We start from the raw sequence: 17,213 nt of genomic DNA, 5'->3' as shown, positions 1-17,213 counted from the left end.
ACCGGGACAATGTCGCACTACCAGCGCGGGACTCTGGTCGGGCACCCGGTGCCGTTTCGCCTCTCCCAGCTCAAACGGTGCACATCGGACAGAGTGGCTGTCCGGTTCGTGGTCGGCATCGGGTGCACCGATCGCCGCCGAGGGGACTGGCCATGCCATCAATGCTGGAGATTCGGGACATGTGGGCTGCGAGTGCGGGCGCAGCGGCGTGTGTAGCCGTGCTGCCGACTCGGGATCAGTTGCTGCTGGCGTTATGCGGGAACTACTTGGACGGTCCGCTGTGCCGCCAGGCGCACGAACTCGTCGGGCTGCACCGCCTACGCCGCCAGAACCCAAGCTGTGCAGCTGATTTCGACTGCCGACGATCCGAGATCGTTGCTTCGATCGACCGATGGGTTATCGGCACCGCCGATCGGCCCAGGCCGTCGGCCTCCGAGTCGTCCCGGTCGATCGGTTCCCTCATCGACCGCATGGCGGCGGCCGCCGAACGCGCCATGCGAGAGCTACTGGTGTCCGGCCCGAGCAGCGGCCGCATGCATGAGGCATGGACGCGACTCGGCGAATTGGAACTGGCATACAGCGACCTCGCTGCCGAGGTGGCCGACGGTCGTCGGCGTCTACCTGGTCAACCCATCGAAAAGAGTGATTGAGATGCCGAATCATCCTCAGCTGCACGGAATTCTGATGCTCGGTGGGCGTGGCAGCCGATTACGCCCGATCAGTGATGTTTGTAAACACCTGCTGCCAGTGGGTGGTCGACCGATGGCCGTCTACGGACTGGAACTGCTGTATCGGTGCGGGATCTCCACGGCGACAGCGGTTGTGCGTCCGGAGGATGCCGACGAGTTCCGGTGTGTGTTCGACAGAGCCGAAGGGGCTCGCGTCACCGACATCGTCGTGCAGCCTGATCCAGCCGGAACTGCCGACGGGTTGGAGCGATGCGCCGACGTCGTCGAGCAGGACTACATCGCAACCCTCTGGGGAGACAACCTTTTCGAGTACGCCCCTGTCGGGGCGGTTCGCCGTTTCCTCGAGCACCCCGCCGTGTGCCAGTTGCAGGTATCGGAATCGTCTGACCCCCAACATTTCAGCACCGTCGACATCGATGAACGCGGGCGAGTCCGAGCTGTTGTCGACAAACCCGAGCATCCGACAACGGCGACGGTGTGCACCGGACTCATTCTGTTCCACGCCGCAACCTTGTTCCACGCCGCCGGCACCGTCACAACAAACGACCGCGGTGAGCGCGACGTGATGGATTGCGTGCGCACGTTCGCTGCCACTGATGAGGTCGTCGCAGAACCCGTCCGCGGCTACTGGCTCGACGCCGCCGTATCACCCGAAACCTACTACGAGGCACGCAGATTCGCCCTCAATCGAGGCTTCAACAACCCACCGTTCACAGATGAGGAGATATCGTCATGGACCTCGACCACGCCACAAGCCCGGCCCGCATCGTGCTCGACACCACCCGGCGTTGTCAGCTGGAATGCTGGTACTGCCATTCTTCGTCCGGCCCCGATTACCGCGGCCCGACCCTCGACCCCGGCCTGATCCCTGAAATCTTCGACACCGCAGACCGATTGCGGGTCTTCGACATCGGAGTCACCGGCGGTGAACCGACGATGTGGCCCGGACTGCTCCCGCTGCTCGAACACTCGCGGCGCCTGCAGTTCGCGGCCTTGCACTTGATCACGAACGGATTGTCCACCCCTCCGAATGTCCTCGCCGCGATCGAGTCGGCGAACCTTTCCCGGATCTGCGTCAGCCTCGACGGGGTCGCCGATGTACACGACCGCAATCGTGGCGCCGGGATGTTCGAGCAGACCATGCGTGGCATACGCGAACTGCGAAGGGTCAACGACAACGTAACTGTGATCTCGGTTATCGACGGCACCAATCACATGCGGTGGCTCGAACTCACCGAACAACTCGCCGAACTCGGTGTGGCACAACACCATCTGACGCCGGTGTGTTTCGCCGGTCATGCGATGGGCGACTACCACGGACTGTCGGCAGACCAGTTCGCTGAAGTGCATAGCGCAGTCCTGCATAAGCCAAACCAGTTGCCGGGCATCACTGTTCGATTCAACGACACGCTGGTGTATCCGCCTGCCGCGCGAACGATGGCGATCCACCAGTTCACCGAGATCTGGAAGGGCTGGATGCGCATCGTGCGGCCCGACGGTGACGTGCGCACCGTGATGCGAGCATGGGGCCGCAGCTGGCGCGCCGACGAGACCACGGGGAATCTGTCAGACCTGCAGCTGTCCGAGATATTGACCTCGCGTGCACGGACCGCGGCGCCGTTCACCCGCCCGGAGGAGGTCGCACGCAAGTTCCATCTCGGCGCCGACGCCCCGATGATCCTGGCAGACCTCGATGACATCTGCGCCGTGGAAAAGCGCGACCGGCCACTGCACCCTGCCATAACAGGCAGGGCGATTCCGGCTCCGCAACCGCTCGGGACCACACTCGACGATCTCACACGCGCACTGCGCAGTACGCCAGACAGGTATCGGTTGCGGCGGGAAGACGGATTCACGATGGTGTTCGACACCGTCAGTCACGACCTCGTCCTGCTCGAGGCGCACGAGGCCGCGACCCTTGACGCTGAGCTGCGGGCGGTGCCGGCATGAAAATCCTCGTCACCGGCGGTGCTGGGTTCGTTGGAGTGCACATGGTCGAGCAGCTGCTGCGACTGCCGTACGTCGCGTCGATCACGGTCCTGGACTGCCACACCCACACCGCCGCACCGCAAGCGATTCCGGCATCGCCATACCGTGTTGAGGTCATCGACGGCAATATCCTCAACAGCGTTCTGCTCGCCGACCTAGTCGACAACTGCGACGCGGTAATCCATTTGGCCGCAGAGACATTCGTCGATGCATCGATCGCCGACGACCGAAAGTTCATCGCCACCAACATCGAAGGGACCGCCGCGCTGCTGCGCGTATTGCGGCACATCGGAGGCGAGCGGCGGTTCGTCCACGCCTCCACCGACGAAGTATTCGGCGAATCTCTCGACGGTCCGTTCACCGAGGCGTCACCGTACGCGCCGCGCAACCCTTACTCGGCGACCAAGGCCGCCGCCGATCACCTGGTGCGCGCCTACGTCAACACCTATGACTTGGACGCGACGATCGTCCATTTCTGCAACCTCTACGGGCCATGGCAGTACCCGGAGAAACTGATACCGGTCACCGTTGCCCGTTTGCTCCGGAACGAACCGGCGCAGATTTTCGGCAGCGGTCTGCAGTCGCGCACCTTCCTGCACGTCGTCGACGCCGCTGTGGGTTTGACCGCAGCGATGGAGCATGGCCGACCTGGCGAGTCGTACCTGGTCGGCGGCGACACGGAATGGACCACGCTCGAAGTTGTCGGCCGCATACAGGAACTCATGAGCGTCGATCGGCCGATCCAGTTTGTCGCCGACCGCCCCGGGTGCGACCAGCGGTACGCGATCGACACGAGCAAGGCCCAGGCCGAGTTGCCGTGGAAGCCGTCGATCCGGTTCGAATCGGGCCTGGCATCGACCGTGGAATGGCTGACCGCGAACGATGGGTGGTGGGTGCCATGACCAAGAGTAAAGACGAATTCCGGCATGTCTATGGCGACCCCACCGTCCTGGGCACGAAACTCGATGTCCATGCCCGCTACAGCAGAAAACCGACCGACATTCCCCGGGCAATCGCTACTCGATGTGGAGCGCCGTCGGACCTCGAGATTCTCGATATCGGCTGCGGTACAGGGCATCTGATCGAGTACCTGTCTGGTCATGGGCATTGGGGCCGTCTGGTCGGTCTCGATCTCGTTCGTCCGCCGATCGCCGATACTGCGGCCAAACAGTACGTCGTCGGTGACGCCGAGGCTGTCCCGTTTCCGGATAACTCATTCGATGTGATCACCTGTGTGCACACCCTCAGCCATATCGACGACCTCGCCGCCGCAATGCGGGAAGCACGGCGTGTGTTGCGGCCGGGCGGAATGTTTATTGCTTCGGCCAATTCGTTGACCAGCTACCCACACGTCGACCGATACCGGCGCCGGGTCCATCGGATTTTCGGTTGGGGCGAGCCAACTTTCACCACCACCACCGTGAACGCGGAAAACCTCGGACAGGTCCTCGCCTCGTTCTGGCACGTGGCGACAGTGGAGACGTTGGCCGGCGAACTGCGTATCCCGGTTCAGAAGTTCACGCCATATTTCGCCGCCAACATCCCTACCTGGGACGTCATCCCCACCGATGCCCAGTACGGGGACATCCTGCAGTGGGTCGCCGGATGGTCGGTCGATGACCAGGAGTCCGGGTACCTCACCGAACCCAAGAAGATCGCCCTCGCGATCTGTAGCGAGCCGTAATCCTCAGCGGCGCTGCGCGATTGCGGTCCGAAGTACCGACAGCGCACCGCGCAGCGCCAACCCGGCCGCGACGAGTGGAGTCAGCAGAATCCAGGGGCGGTGCCGGTTGTAGTCCATATAGAACCGCAGCGCTGACCGGTGGTGATTGAATACCTTCCGGAACGGAGCGTGCCGGGTACTGCCGCCTTCTCGGTGGCGGATCTCGACGTCGGGATCGAGCACCACCCGATACCCGGCCCGGTGCATGTCCAGCGCGATCTTGACCTCTTCGAAGTACATGAAGTATCGCTCGTCGTACCCGCCGACCGCATCGAACGCGGATCGCCGGAACAGCATGCAGCAGCCGGAGATCCAGTCGACGTCGCTGACCGCATCGACCGGTCGGCCGAAGTAGGCCACGGTTGCGGGGTTGGACTTCCACACCGCTCCGAGTAGCGCGTGGACGATGCCGACGGCGACGCCGGGAAACTTCCGGCCGGTCGGGTACGGCGTTCCGTCCAGTTGGGCGATTCGTGGCCCGATCAGCCCGATCCGATCATCGGACGTGGCCGTGTCCACCAGCCGCGCGATTGCTCCGGGAGACAGCACCGTGTCGGGATTGGCCACGAGGATCCACTCGCCGGAGCCCAGCGCCACGCCTTGGTTGATCGCGCGGGTCAAACCGAGATTCTCACTATTGCGGATGACGGTTCCGCCATGCTGCTCGACGACATCGGCGCTGTCGTCGGCTGACGCGTTGTCGACACCGAGCACGTTGAGGGTGAGCGGTTCGACCGCTGCCTGCAACGTCGGTAGGAATCGAGTCAGATCTTCCGCGCTGTTGTAGGTGACGAGAATCAGGTCGACGGTCTTGTCGTCGAGGCTGGGCATGCGGGCGAATCTATCAGCCGTGTCCGGTCGGCGTGCCTGAGCCAGCTGATCAGCGGCAGATAATCAGCAGGTCGAATCTCATCGGGTGCAGTGGGCCGCGGTTGCGGGGACTTTCGCCCCTCGCGGCGGGTGTGCGCCGCCGAGCAGACTCGGTCGCGAGCCCAACTGTTCCTCGACCGGAATCGAGGTCCTCGATGACGCCTGGTGATACGGCGGTGATCGACCGAGCGGGCCTGGACCGCCTGGTGGAGGTGCTGCGGGCGCGCGGTTATCGAGTGATCGGCCCGCAGGTGCGCGATGGTGCGATCGTGCTGGACGAACTCGAATCCGGAGCCGCGTTGCCGAGCGGGTGGGGGGTACAGACCTCCCCCGGCCGGTATCGGCTGCACCGACGCGACGACGAGGCCGTGTTCGCGCATTCGGCCGGGCCCGGGTCGTGGAAGCAGTTCCTGCATCCGCCACACCGGAAGATCGCGGAGATCGGACCGGATCTGGAGTCCGTGCCCGTAGACGAGGTACCCGTCAAATCGGCGTTTCTCGGTGTCCGCGGCTGCGACCTCGCCTCGATCGCGATACTCGGGCGGGTGCTGGGCGGCGGCGAATACCCCGACCCTTCGTTCGGCCGACGCCGGCACGACCTGTTCGTCGTGGCGGTGAACTGCACCGAGCCCGGCGGCGTCTGCTTCTGCGCCTCGATGGGCACCGGGCCGGGGGTCTCCGCCGGATTCGACCTGGCCCTCACCGAACGCATCGAGGGATCGGACCATCGTTTCCTGGTCGAGGTCGGCACCGAGGCCGGTGCGCACGTCCTCGCCGAAGTCGGTTCACGAGAGGCGGAGACCGCCGAGATCGCACGGGCGGGAGAGGCCGTGAACGCCGCCGCGCAGCGGATGGGCCGCGCGATGCCCGAGGTCGATCTTCGAACGCTGCTCCGCGATTCCCGGGAGTCGCCGCATTGGCAGGACGTCGCGAGCCGCTGCCTGACCTGCGCCAACTGCACCATGGTCTGTCCCACCTGCTTCTGCACCACGACCGAGGACGTCACCGACCTCACCGGCGACCACGCGCAGCGCTGGGAGCGCTGGGCCTCGTGCTTCGAGCTGGACTTCTCCTATCTGCACGGCGGCAGTGTGCGGCAGTCGGGTGCGGGCCGGTACCGGCAGTGGCTCAGCCACAAGCTGAGCACCTGGTACGACCAGTTCGGCAGCTCCGGGTGCGTGGGCTGCGGCCGCTGCATCGCCTGGTGCCCCGCGGGCATCGACCTGACCGCCGAGGTGGGCAGGCTCGCCGAACTCGCCGGGGGAACCGCCGATGACGACCGTTGAGGAGCTCTCCGAGTTCGCGCACCTGGCGCCCCTCGGCGCGTCGGAGCTGCGCTTGCTGGCCCAGGCCGGGCGCGATGTGTCGTACCCGGCCGGGCACCGGTTGATCACGGAGGGAGAGGCGGCGGACCGGTGCTGGCTGATCCGCACCGGATGCGTTCTCCTCGATGCGCACGTGCCCGGTCAGGGCGATGTCACAGTGCAGACGCTCGGTGGCGGCGACCTGCTGGGCTGGTCCTGGCTGGTACCGCCGTACCGCTGGCGATTCGGTGCGCGGGTCACCGACCCGGTCGCCGCGATCGAATTCGATTCCGCCACTCTGGCCGCATTGGCCGACGCCGATCCGGTGTTCGGACGGACGCTGACCACCATGCTCTTCGAGGCACTCCTGGATCGGCTACAGGCCACCCGGGCACGGCTGCTGGATCTGTACCGCAATCCGGCGGAATCCTGCCGCTGCGTACCCTCTCCGGGACACCGGCGATGAGCGTCGCGACGCAAACCCGCGCGGAATCGGTCGGCGACGGCATGCTGCCGTATCGCGTCATCGCCCGCTGCCGCCAGACACCCGATACCGCGACCCTGCTTCTGGAGCCGATTCACACTGCGGCACAGCGGTTCCGGGCGGGACAGTTCATGATGCTCCACAGCTTCGGGGTCGGTGAGATCGCGATATCGATCAGCGGTGACCCGGCTGCCGGTCGCGACGTCCTCGAGCACACCGTCCGCGCGGTCGGCGCCGTGAGCGCGGCCCTGGTCCACACCCCGCTGGGTGGCGTCGTCGGCGTGCGCGGGCCGTTCGGTCGAGGCTGGAGAACGGAAACGGCGACCGGGCGCGATCTCGTAATCGTCGGTGGTGGAGTGGGTTTGGCGCCGCTGCGTCCGGTAGTCCTCGAAGCGCTCGCCGATCGCGCACGCTATCGGCGGGTGATCCTCATCGCCGGCGCGCGAACTCCCTCCGACATTCTGTTCCGGCACGACCAGGATAGCTGGGCCGCAACGGGTTCCGTCGAATTGCAGCAGACCGTCGACCACGGCGGCTCCGGCTGGACGGGCACCGTGGGGTTCGTCACCGAGCCTCTGGCACGGATGTGCTTGGACGCCGCGCGCACCACCGCGTTCCTGTGCGGGCCCGAACCGATGCTGCGGTTCTGCGCACAAACCCTGCGGCGCAAGGGAGTCGCCGCCACCGATATCCGGGTGTCCCTGGAGCGCAATATGCAGTGCGGCGTGGCCCGCTGCGGACACTGCCAGCTGGGCCCGCTGCTCGTGTGCCGGGACGGGCCCGTCGTCGACTACGCCACCGCCGAGCCGCTGCTCGCCGTCCGGGAGCTCTGATGGACACACCGACACTCGCGGTCTGGAAGTTCACCTCGTGCGACGGCTGCCAGCTCACGCTCCTCGACTGCGAGGACGAACTGCTCACGCTCGCCGGTCGGGTTCGTATCGTGCACTTCCTCGAAGCCTCCAGCACCGTGCGGCCAGGACCTTACGACGTCTCCCTGGTGGAGGGGTCGGTCACCACACCGGACGAGGTCGGGCGTATCACCGAGATCCGGGAGCAGTCCCGTGTCCTGGTGGCGATCGGGGCCTGCGCGACCCACGGCGGCATTCAGGCGCTGCGCAACTTCGCCGATATCGATGAGTTCGCCTCGGTGGTCTACGCGAGCCCGCAGCACATCGCCACACTGGCCGAATCCACACCGATATCGGCCCACGTGCCTGTGGATTTCGAGCTTCGCGGCTGCCCGATCGACCGTCACCAGCTGCTCGACACCCTCGAGGCGCTCCTGGCCGGGCGCGCGCCGGACATCCCGAACACGAGCGTATGCACCGAATGCAAGCGCCGGGGCACCACCTGTGTGACCGTGGCGCACGGTATTCCGTGCCTGGGCCCGGTCACCCAGGCCGGTTGCGGCGCACTGTGCCCGGCCTACCAGCGCGGCTGCTTCGGTTGTTTCGGTCCGATGGCCGAACCCAATATCCGTGCGCTGCTTCCCATTCTGAGTGTCAACGGGATGTCCACCGCCGACATCGATCGGGTGTTCACCACCTTCGCCGCGGCCGCACCGGAATTCGCGGAGAGGAGCCGGAATGAGCCACCGCAGTAGGCAATTGCGTGTCAGCTCGCTCGCTCGCGTGGAGGGCGAGGGTGCGCTGCGCGTCGTCGTCGCCGACGGAGCGGTCGAACGCGCCGAACTGAACATCTACGAACCGCCACGGTTCTTCGAGGCTCTCCTGCGCGGACGCGCCTTTACCGAACCACCCGATATCACCGCCCGGATCTGTGGCATCTGCCCCGTCGCCTACCAAACCAGCGCGTGCAACGCGCTCGAGCAGCTGTGCGGAGTCGATCTGGACCCACCGCTCGCCGCGCTACGCCGATTGCTGTACTGCGGCGAGTGGATATCCAGCCACGCCTTGCATATCCATCTGCTGCACCTGCCGGACTTCCTGGGTTATCCCGATGCCGTCACCCTCGCCACCGACCATCGCGACCTCGTCGAGCGTGGTCTGGCGGTCAAGAAGGCCGGGAACGGCCTGCTCGAACTCATCGGGGGGAGGCCGATTCATCCGATCAATGTGCGCGTAGGAGGCTTCTACTCCGTCCCGTCACCCGCCGATCTGGCTCCCCTCGCCGAACAGCTGCGCGGTGCGCTGGATTCCGCCATCTCCACCGCCCGCCGCGCCTCGACCCTGGACTTCCCCGACCTGGAACTCGATCACCACCTGCTCGCGGCCGACGATCCGGCCCGGTATGCGATAGAAACCGGTCGAATCCACACCAGCACCGGACTGGCCTTCCCCGCGTCCGAATTCACCGATCACGTGTCCGAACGGCAGGTCCCGCACTCCACCGCGCTGCACGCCACCCTCGACGGCGGCCCCTACCTCACCGGCCCACTCGCTCGGTACACACTCAACTCCGCCCGCCTGTCGCCCCTGGCTCGACAGGTTGCCGCCGAGATCGGACTCGGAGCCGAATGCCGAAACCCGTTCCGCAGCATATTGGTTCGCGCGGTCGAGGTCGTCTACGCCATCGAGGAAGCCGTGCGTCTGATCGGAGACTACGAACGGCCGCCCCGTCCGTCGATGCCCGTGGTCCCCCGTGCGGGCGTCGGGCACGGCGTCAGCGAGGCGCCGCGGGGCCTGCTGTATCACAGCTACGAAACGGGAGACGACGGAATCATCCACTCCGCCACCATCATTCCACCCACCTCGCAGAACCAGGCCGCCATCGAGGCTGATCTGCGGCGCGTCGTCGCCGCCCATCTCGACCTCGACGATGCCGCCCTCACCACGCTGTGCGAACGCACGATTCGCAACTACGACCCGTGCATCTCCTGCTCCGCGCACTTCCTCGAGCTGGATCTGGAGCGCCGATGACGAGGTCGCGCATGGTCGTCATCGGCGTCGGCAACGAATACCGCCACGACGACGGCATCGGCCCGCTGGTGGCATCGCAAATCGAAAGGCTCGGTCTGCCAGGCGTTCTCGCCACCGTCTGCGACGGCGAGCCGACCGGTCTGCTCGATGCCTGGGCGGACGCCGACCTCGCCGTCGTCGTCGACGCGGTACTCTGCGACCCCTCCACCCCCGGCCGCGTCTGGCGCACCACCGTCGACGCACTGCGCGGTGTCACCACCGCCACCAGCTCCCACGCCCTCGGCATACCGGACGCGGTTCCGCTGGGCCGCGCCCTCGGCCGGGTCCCCCGCGAGCTGGTCGTGATCGCCGTGGAAGCGGCCTGCCTCGACCTGGGCGCCGGGCTGTCCGATCCGGTCGCCGCGGCGCTGCCCCGAGTAGTGGAGGCGGTCCGCGCCGAAGTCGACCGACCGGAAACCCCGTCCGGTTCGATCTCCGCCGAGTGAGGGTATCCCCCCGGAAGTCGGCGAAAAGTACCCGAAACTCCCGTGCGATAAACTTGGTCTTCGTATTCTGAAATACACCCTTCCGGGTCCAGAAGCGCGGCCCAAGGTGACACGTCACCGGCCCAGGAGGTGCAGCGTGCCTTTGCAAGATCATCCAGGGGGATCTGCCGCAAAGCCGTCGCGCGCCACGTATCCGGGTGCGCATTCGGTGCGGGAGACGCTGTCGCAACTGGGCGTGCGAGAGCTGCTGTCGGAGGTCCGGGACCGGATCGAGCAGGTCATCGATACCCGCGAGCGGATGGACGGCCTGGTCGAGGCGATGCTGTCGATCACCGCGGGCCTCGACCTGGAGCGGACCCTGCAGACGATCGTGCACACAGCCATCGAGCTGGTCGACGCCCGCTACGGCGCGCTCGGCGTTCGCGGCAGCGACGAAAAGCTCGAGCAGTTCGTCCACGAAGGCATCGACGACGCGACCCGGGCCCGCATCGGCCATCTGCCGCACGGACTCGGCGTGCTCGGATTGTTGTTCAGCCAGCCCAAGCCGATCCGGCTCGACAATCTCGCCACGCACCCGTCCTCGATCGGCTTCCCTGCGCACCATCCGCCCATGCGCACCTTCCTCGGCGTCCCGGTACTGGTCCGCGACGAGATCTTCGGCAACCTGTATCTGACCGAGAAGGCCGGTGGGCAACCGTTCACCGAGGACGACGAGATCGTCGTGCGGGCGCTGGCCGCCGCGGCGGGCGTCGCGATCGACAACGCCCGCCTGTACCAGGCGTCCCGCACCCAGCAGCAGTGGATCACCGCCACCCGCGACATCGCGACCGAATTCCTTTCCGGCACCGACCCCGATGAGGTGCTCGGCGACGTCGTCGAACACGCCCGCACGCTGACCCGCTCCGACTTCGCGCTGCTGGCGATCCCGGCCGATCCCGACACCGCCGCCGAGGACCTGACCGAACTCACCGTCACGCAGACCGCGGGCTCGGACTCTCGATCGGTGGCGCCGACCCTGTCGTTGACCGGTACCGAGGTCGGGGGCGCCCTGCTCCACGGCCGTCCGGTCCGGGTCGACGACCGTCACGGAACGCCTCTGGGCGCCACCCTGCCCGGCGCCGGGCCCGCCATGATCCTGCCGCTGCGGACCACGGACGCGATACTCGGCGTCTTGATCGTCGCGGGCACCGCCGAAACCGGATCTTTCGGCGAGGAGACGGCCGAACTGGCCGCGGCGTTCGCCGACCAGGCCGCGCTCGCCATGCAGATGGCCGACGCCCAGCAGCGCATGCGGGAACTCGACGTGCTGTCCGACCGCGACCGCATCGCCCGCGACCTGCACGACCACGTCATCCAACGGCTGTTCACCCTGGGCCTGCACGCCCAGGGCACCCTCGCCCGCGCCCGCAACCCCGACATCCGGCAACGGCTGTCGACCCTCGTCGACGACCTGCAGCAGGTCATCCACGACGTCCGCACCTCCGTCTTCGACCTGCACGGCGGCGACAGCCAGATCACCCGGCTCCGTCAACGCCTCCACGACGCCGTCCACCAGCCCACGGCGGCCACCGGGATCGCCGCCGACCTGCGGGTGTCCGGGCCGCTGTCGGTCATCGATCCCGCCCTGGCCGATCATGCGGAAGCCGTTGTCCGCGAAGCGGTCTCCAACACGGTCCGGCACTCCGGCGCCACCACCGTCACCGTCACGGTCACCGTCGCGGACGATCTCGCCCTGCTCATCGAGGACGACGGCCGCGGCATCCCCGCCGACATCACCCCCAGCGGACTGACCAACCTCGCCCGCCGCGCCGAACAAGTCGGCGGCGACTTCGACACCGGGCCCGCAGACTCCAGCAGCGGCCGTGGCACCCGATTGCGATGGACCGCGCCCCTGCCATAGCACACGGCCGCACCCGCCGCGCGGACATCCCGGCAGGCGCTATGACCGGAGTTCGATCATGTAAATCATTGGTACAGTTACGTTTCGACGGGCCGAAGGGCCGCGCTGCGGCGCCTCGGGCGAGACCTGCGGGGCATCTCCCGATCGCGAGCACGAGCCAGCAGCACGCCGATCTCGGCCTCGACACCCGCGGCGATCACGTCGATATCGGGTGTGGTGTCGTAGTCGCCGGTGATGCCGAATACCAGCCGGTCCGCGTAGCTGAGGATGGCGACCGTGGTGCGTACCCGCAGAGCGATCGGGACACACGGCCAGATCTCCACGACATCGCGGCCGTGCAGCGTCAACGGGCGCCTGGGACCCGGCACATTGGTTGCCAGCGCGCCGACGCCGCGCTGCGGAAATCGCGATACCGCCCGGAAAACCAAGGCGACCAGACCGAACGGCAGACGCCCGGCGAGCGACAGCATTGATTTCTCCGCCTCGGCCTCGCCGCGGGAGCGGTGCCTGGCGATCCGGCGGTGCACGGCTTCGAGGCGCTCGACCGGATCGCCGATCTCGATCGGCAGGTGTGTGATCATCGCCGAAACACGATTGTCCAGAACATATTTCACGTCCGCCGCACGCATCGACACCGGCACGACGATGCGTAGCAGACCGGGTCCCGGGTCTTCGTCTCTGCTCACCAGCAACCGGCGGTACGCCGCCGCCAGGGCCGCGACCGCGACGTCGTTCACGGTCACGCCGAATGCCGCACCGATCTCACGCACCTCCGGCAGGGCGGTCCGCGCGACGGCGTAGCGCCGCTGTCGTCCGATGGGACCGTTCAGCGTCGTTTCCGCCGCGGGCGCGACCGCGCTCAGTACGACCGGCATCAGCGTGCGCACGGCGTGCACGGCGAAGCGCGGCACCGTGTAGGGCAATTGCATTGCCTTGGTTGCCATCTCGAGCATGCTCGGGCCGGAACGGTCGGCGGCCGGTTCCCGGGAGGCGCCCTGTTCCGTCGCGGCGGGATCGCAGAAGCTTTCGAACAGAGTGATGCCGGAGATCCCGTCGACCATGGCGTGGTGCGCCTTCACGATCATCGCCCAGCGGCCGGCCGCCAGGTGTTCGACGACGATCACCTCCCACAGCGGGTGATCGCGGTCGAGCCGTTCGGTCAGTTCGGTGGCGACCAGCTCGCGCAACGCCGCCTCGTCACCGGTCCCGGGCAGCCCGGCCCATCGGATATGGTGTGCCAGATCGAAATTCGGGTCGTCCTCCCACTCCGGCGCGGCGAGGTCGAACAGCGACCGGCGTACCCGCTGCCGCAGCCGCGGATGGCTGCGCAGGCCGCGGTCGAGGCCCGCACGGAACTCCTCCCGGGTCGGCGGCGGACCGTCGACGATCGCCACGGCACCGATGCCCAGGCTGACGTGCCGGTCGGTGTCCTCCATTTCCATGAATCCCGTATCCAGCGGGCTCAATTCGGTCATCGTGAACACCTGTCCGGGCAGCCGCCGCGGCCCCTGCCCGCGGCTGGAGAGCTGCCGCTGCTCTGCTTCCAGTCTGCACGCCACCCGTACACAGGCGTGAGATGCCTAGGTAACCAACGGAAGTGACGTTCGCCCCGCCGCCGTTATCGCCGCAGCAGGGTCAGGGGGTGCAGGTCGAAGAACATCGCGGGCGTCCCGGTTCCGGACTCCCGGCCGAAGAGAATTCGCCCCGTGCCGATGCCGAACCTGGTGAGGTCGATACGGAACGCTCGCGGGTCGTCCGGATCATCCGGGTGCAGGGGCAGCCCGCGCAGCAGCGACGGCACGGCGGTCAGCACCCGCAGCACCGGCCGCCCGGCGCTGATGCGCACCTCGGCACCGGCGCCCACCATCGCCCGCGCGCGAACATCGGCGAGCGAGCCGGACAGGCGATAGTAGCCGCAGATCTCGGACCACACCTCCGGATGGTGCGGGATGTCGGTCCGGATCGCGGGTTGCGGCGCACCGAGCAGTTCGTGCACCAGCGCCGAGGTCTCGGCGGGCAGCCACAGCAGGGCGCGGTGACCTCCGGTGACGAATACGAGCGCACCTGTCCGGTCGTCCGGCGCGACCCACATCTGCGAGTTGAACCCCGGCAGGATGCCTTGGTGTTCGACGACTCTGTGGTCACCCACGAGGCCCCGGAACAAGCCCAGGCCCATCCCCGGAACGCGCGGGTCGGGCTGGTACTGCGGCGCGAACATCATTGCCAGCGTGTCCGATTCGAGCACCCGGCCGTGATCGTTGCGCCCTCCGCCCAGTAGCGCGGCCAGGTACCGCGCCATGTCGCGAGCGGACGAGCAGGCCGATGACGCTGCCGCGGTGATCATTTCGCGATGCACGACCGGTTTCGGGCCGTGTGCGCCCAGGGTGTACCCGGTGGCCCGGTCCGCCCGGGGAACCTCGGCGGAGACGAGAGTGGTGTCGAACATGCCCAGTGTCCGGAACACATGCGCGCGAAGGTATTCCGCGAGCGGTACGCCCGTGACGTCGGCGACGATCTGACCCAGCGTTGCGAAGCCGTGGTCGGTATAGGCCCACCGGGTGCCGGGTTCGGCGCCAACTCGCAGCCCGCGCCGGTAGTACTCGCCCAGCGACGGCACCGGCGTACCCCCCGCGACGCTCTCACCGAAGTCCGGTTGCAGTGCCTGCCAGGGGTAGGCCGTCTCACCGACACCCGAGGTGTGTGTGAGCAGGTGCCGGATCGTCACCGGGCCGTACCGCGGGTCGGCCGCGACCAACCGGAAGCCGCGCAGGTAGCTGTCGGCGGGTGCGTCCAGGTCGACGAGTCCGCGCTCCCACAGCTGCAGCACCGCAATCGCGGTGAAGGTCTTGGTGATCGATGCGATCCGGAACACCGTGTCCTCGGTGACCGGGCGCCGGTCGGCGAGATCGGCCCACCCGTGCCGCACGAACTCGACGCCGCCGTCGCGCACGACCGCGACCACGGCCCCCACCACCGGACGGCGGTTGAACAGCGACCCGACCCGACCCGCCAAGGTCGTATCGGTACTGTCCGCCACAGCATTTCGCTCGGACCCCGTCGTCGGGTCCGTTCCGGTGCTCGCGCTCATCGCTCACGCACCACGATCACAGGGCACTCGGCCGCATGCAACACCGCCGTACTCGTGGAGCCGAGCATCATACCGGCGAACCCGCCGCGCCCATGGCTGCCGAGCACGACCAGCTGAGCGCCGTCGGCGTAGTCGAGGATCGACCGAACCGGCCTGTCGCACACCACGATCCGCTCGACCGGCACATCAGGGTACCGTTCGCCGAATCCGGCCAGGCTTTCCGCCAGCTGGATCTCCTCGGATGTCCGGATCTCCTCCCAGCCGTGCACGGGGAGGTCGTATCCCGTGGTGTCGCTCCAGGCGTGCACAGCGATCAGCGCCACCTTGCGGCGGGACGCCTCCTCGAAAGCCAGTTCGACCGCCGGCATGCTGTTGCTGCTGCCGTCGACGCCCACGACGATCGGTTTCCGCGCCGATACCGCGTCCGCCTGCGAACTGCCGTGCACGACCGCGACCGGGCACCGCGCGTGCCGACTCAATGCCGTGCTCACCGAGCCGAGCACGGCGCGGCCGATCGCGCCGCGGCCACGATTTCCGACCACGATCATGCGCGCCGTCCGGGAGCGATCGATCATGGTCGGAATGATCAGGTCGAAGGTCAGCTCGGTGGTGACCGAGATCGTGTCACCGGGAACCGCATCGTGCGCGATCCGGCTCGCCTCGGTGAGTATCCGCCGTGCGTCCTCGCGCAGCCACTCCACCTCGGACTCGCCCAGTGCCGCCCCGAAACCGTAGCCGGTCGGAAACGCGGACGAGGTGATGAGGTGCAGCGGGCAACGCCGCAGTTCGGCGTCCACCGCCGCCCAGGCGACCGCCTGATACGAGATGGCCGAGCCGTCCACGGCCACCAGAATCGGTGCGTCGACCGGGTCGATGCGAGGTGTCTCGGAGTCCACCATGATGCCTCCTTGTCGGTGTCGTTTCGAGCATTCCGCGCATCGGCGAACTCGCCCAGGGAACTAGGTCGTCCCCTGACCGGTCCTTTCGGCTCCGGCGGCCGCCGGCAGCCGAAGGTCACCGTGCTCGCGGGCCCAACGCTTCTACCGGCACCGCGGCGTCCGGGCGATCGTGATGCCATGATGGCCACCCGAAACCCGCACCGCATCGACATCAGGCAGATCACCCTGGCGCTGCTCTCCGGTTTCGTCGCGATCTGGGCGCTCGCCGGAGCCGCCGGTCTGATCAGCGGCGCGATAGATCTCGGCGCGACGGTCGAGGAACGAATTCCGTTCGACAGCCCGGTCTTCGCCGCTGTCGCCCTCGCGCTCATGGTGGGGATACCGATGACGTTCACGACCGTGCTCGTGGCCCGCACCGACCCGCGGGCACCGGCGGTGGCGATGATCGCCGGAGCACTGCTCGTCGGCTGGATTATCGTGCAGATCTACACGATCGAGGTGTTCAGCTGGCTGCAGCCGGTCTGCGTCATGGCGGGACTCGTCGTGATCTCGCTGTCCATGACGCTGCCGTCCCGGTTCCCGAGCACCCCGCCGCCGGCGGGCCGGTTCACCGCACGATGACGGCCGCGCCCGCGAACGACGTCAGTCGGTAGGCGCGGTGAGGAAGTCGACGCAGGAGCGAATCGTCTCCAGGTGTGGATAGTCCTGCTCCTCGATGCGGCGGCCCGCCGCGACCGACAGGCGCTCGACGAAGGTCAGAAAGTCGATCGAATCCAGTTCCAGCGTGCTGCGCAGAGGTGCGGCATCGTCGAGCGCGGCCAGGTCGGCGTCGGTGGCGAACCCCTGCAGCGCGCCGCGCACGGTGGCTGCGGCCAGCTCACGAGACAGGGTATGGGACAT

18 protein-coding genes are annotated in these 17,213 nt (G+C 67.3%); 13 read left to right on the top strand and 5 right to left on the bottom strand.

The window, feature by feature from the left end:
- Positions 1 to 161: 161 nt before the first annotated feature.
- From NM1_RS42985 to NM1_RS10310, 5 genes are read left to right on the top strand one after another with little or no spacing between them, the layout of a single operon-like run.
- The gene (locus NM1_RS42985; RefSeq protein WP_169814235.1) at positions 162 to 650 is read left to right on the top strand and encodes a DUF4254 domain-containing protein; all 489 of its coding nucleotides are present in this window, start codon (positions 162 to 164) and stop codon (positions 648 to 650) included.
- Positions 538 to 1,554, top strand: a complete 1,017-nt coding sequence (locus NM1_RS40970; RefSeq protein ID WP_084519348.1) for a sugar phosphate nucleotidyltransferase — start codon at positions 538 to 540, stop codon at positions 1,552 to 1,554. The genes NM1_RS42985 and NM1_RS40970 overlap by 113 nt, the downstream gene beginning before the upstream one ends.
- Entirely contained in the window at positions 1,458 to 2,639 is a 1,182-nt protein-coding gene (locus tag NM1_RS10320; RefSeq protein ID WP_169814233.1) for a radical SAM protein, read from the top strand. Before NM1_RS40970 ends, NM1_RS10320 begins: the two co-directional genes overlap by 97 nt.
- Complete coding sequence (locus tag NM1_RS10315; protein ID WP_068017257.1) at positions 2,636 to 3,580, top strand: dTDP-glucose 4,6-dehydratase; 945 nt, start codon at positions 2,636 to 2,638, stop codon at positions 3,578 to 3,580. The genes NM1_RS10320 and NM1_RS10315 overlap by 4 nt, the downstream gene beginning before the upstream one ends.
- Positions 3,577 to 4,362: a class I SAM-dependent methyltransferase gene (locus NM1_RS10310; RefSeq protein ID WP_169814231.1), complete on the top strand. Its 786-nt coding sequence runs from the start codon at positions 3,577 to 3,579 to the stop codon at positions 4,360 to 4,362. Before NM1_RS10315 ends, NM1_RS10310 begins: the two co-directional genes overlap by 4 nt.
- A gap of 3 nt (positions 4,363 to 4,365) precedes the next feature.
- Here the strand turns inward: NM1_RS10310 and NM1_RS10305 are convergent, their stop codons facing one another.
- Positions 4,366 to 5,232, bottom strand: a complete 867-nt coding sequence (locus NM1_RS10305) for a glycosyltransferase family 2 protein (protein WP_068017252.1) — start codon at positions 5,230 to 5,232, stop codon at positions 4,366 to 4,368.
- A 194-nt stretch (positions 5,233 to 5,426) separates the two neighbouring features.
- On the opposite strand from NM1_RS10305, the gene NM1_RS10300 reads away from it, so the two are divergent.
- From NM1_RS10300 to NM1_RS10270, 7 genes are all read left to right on the top strand, one after another.
- Complete coding sequence (locus NM1_RS10300; RefSeq protein WP_068017248.1) at positions 5,427 to 6,557, top strand: 4Fe-4S dicluster domain-containing protein; 1,131 nt, start codon at positions 5,427 to 5,429, stop codon at positions 6,555 to 6,557.
- On the top strand, positions 6,544 to 7,041 hold the full coding sequence (locus NM1_RS10295; RefSeq protein ID WP_068017247.1) for a Crp/Fnr family transcriptional regulator: 498 nt from the start codon (positions 6,544 to 6,546) through the stop codon (positions 7,039 to 7,041). Before NM1_RS10300 ends, NM1_RS10295 begins: the two co-directional genes overlap by 14 nt.
- Positions 7,038 to 7,892, top strand: a complete 855-nt coding sequence (locus NM1_RS10290; protein ID WP_084519346.1) for an FAD/NAD(P)-binding protein — start codon at positions 7,038 to 7,040, stop codon at positions 7,890 to 7,892. Before NM1_RS10295 ends, NM1_RS10290 begins: the two co-directional genes overlap by 4 nt.
- Complete coding sequence (locus NM1_RS10285) at positions 7,892 to 8,665, top strand: NADH-quinone oxidoreductase subunit B family protein (protein WP_068017245.1); 774 nt, start codon at positions 7,892 to 7,894, stop codon at positions 8,663 to 8,665. Before NM1_RS10290 ends, NM1_RS10285 begins: the two co-directional genes overlap by 1 nt.
- Positions 8,649 to 9,941 carry a Ni/Fe hydrogenase subunit alpha gene (locus tag NM1_RS10280; RefSeq protein WP_068017243.1) on the top strand — a complete coding sequence of 431 codons (1,293 nt, stop codon included), beginning with the start codon at positions 8,649 to 8,651 and terminating at the stop codon, positions 9,939 to 9,941. The genes NM1_RS10285 and NM1_RS10280 overlap by 17 nt, the downstream gene beginning before the upstream one ends.
- Positions 9,938 to 10,426 carry a hydrogenase maturation protease gene (locus NM1_RS10275; protein WP_068017241.1) on the top strand — a complete coding sequence of 163 codons (489 nt, stop codon included), beginning with the start codon at positions 9,938 to 9,940 and terminating at the stop codon, positions 10,424 to 10,426. Before NM1_RS10280 ends, NM1_RS10275 begins: the two co-directional genes overlap by 4 nt.
- 142 nt (positions 10,427 to 10,568) lie before the next feature.
- Positions 10,569 to 12,326, top strand: coding sequence for a sensor histidine kinase (locus tag NM1_RS10270; RefSeq protein ID WP_068017240.1), 1,758 nt, complete (start codon positions 10,569 to 10,571; stop codon positions 12,324 to 12,326).
- Positions 12,327 to 12,403: 77 nt separating this feature from the next.
- On the opposite strand, the gene NM1_RS10265 is transcribed toward NM1_RS10270, so the two are convergent.
- The 3 genes from NM1_RS10265 to NM1_RS10255 all read right to left on the bottom strand — a co-directional run bounded on the left by NM1_RS10265 (position 12,404) and on the right by NM1_RS10255 (position 16,313).
- Positions 12,404 to 13,801, bottom strand: a complete 1,398-nt coding sequence (locus NM1_RS10265) for a wax ester/triacylglycerol synthase family O-acyltransferase (protein WP_068017493.1) — start codon at positions 13,799 to 13,801, stop codon at positions 12,404 to 12,406.
- 143 nt (positions 13,802 to 13,944) lie between these two features.
- On the bottom strand, positions 13,945 to 15,363 hold the full coding sequence (locus tag NM1_RS10260; RefSeq protein WP_246010634.1) for a serine hydrolase domain-containing protein: 1,419 nt from the start codon (positions 15,361 to 15,363) through the stop codon (positions 13,945 to 13,947).
- A gap of 47 nt (positions 15,364 to 15,410) precedes the next feature.
- Complete coding sequence (locus NM1_RS10255) at positions 15,411 to 16,313, bottom strand: universal stress protein (RefSeq protein WP_068017235.1); 903 nt, start codon at positions 16,311 to 16,313, stop codon at positions 15,411 to 15,413.
- Between the two features lie 177 nt (positions 16,314 to 16,490).
- Between NM1_RS10255 and NM1_RS10250 the strand changes: the two genes are divergently transcribed.
- Positions 16,491 to 16,934: a hypothetical protein gene (locus tag NM1_RS10250; RefSeq protein ID WP_068017232.1), complete on the top strand. Its 444-nt coding sequence runs from the start codon at positions 16,491 to 16,493 to the stop codon at positions 16,932 to 16,934.
- A gap of 21 nt (positions 16,935 to 16,955) precedes the next feature.
- Here the strand turns inward: NM1_RS10250 and NM1_RS10245 are convergent, their stop codons facing one another.
- Positions 16,956 to 17,213: a phosphopantetheine-binding protein gene (locus tag NM1_RS10245; protein ID WP_068017229.1), complete on the bottom strand. Its 258-nt coding sequence runs from the start codon at positions 17,211 to 17,213 to the stop codon at positions 16,956 to 16,958.

The sequence above is a fragment of the Nocardia mexicana NBRC 108244 genome, assembly GCF_001613165.1.
Classification (GTDB): Bacteria; Actinomycetota; Actinomycetes; order Mycobacteriales; family Mycobacteriaceae; genus Nocardia; species Nocardia mexicana.
The sequence above is the reverse complement of the archived record's forward strand: the minus strand, read 5'-3'. Positions and strand labels throughout refer to the sequence as shown.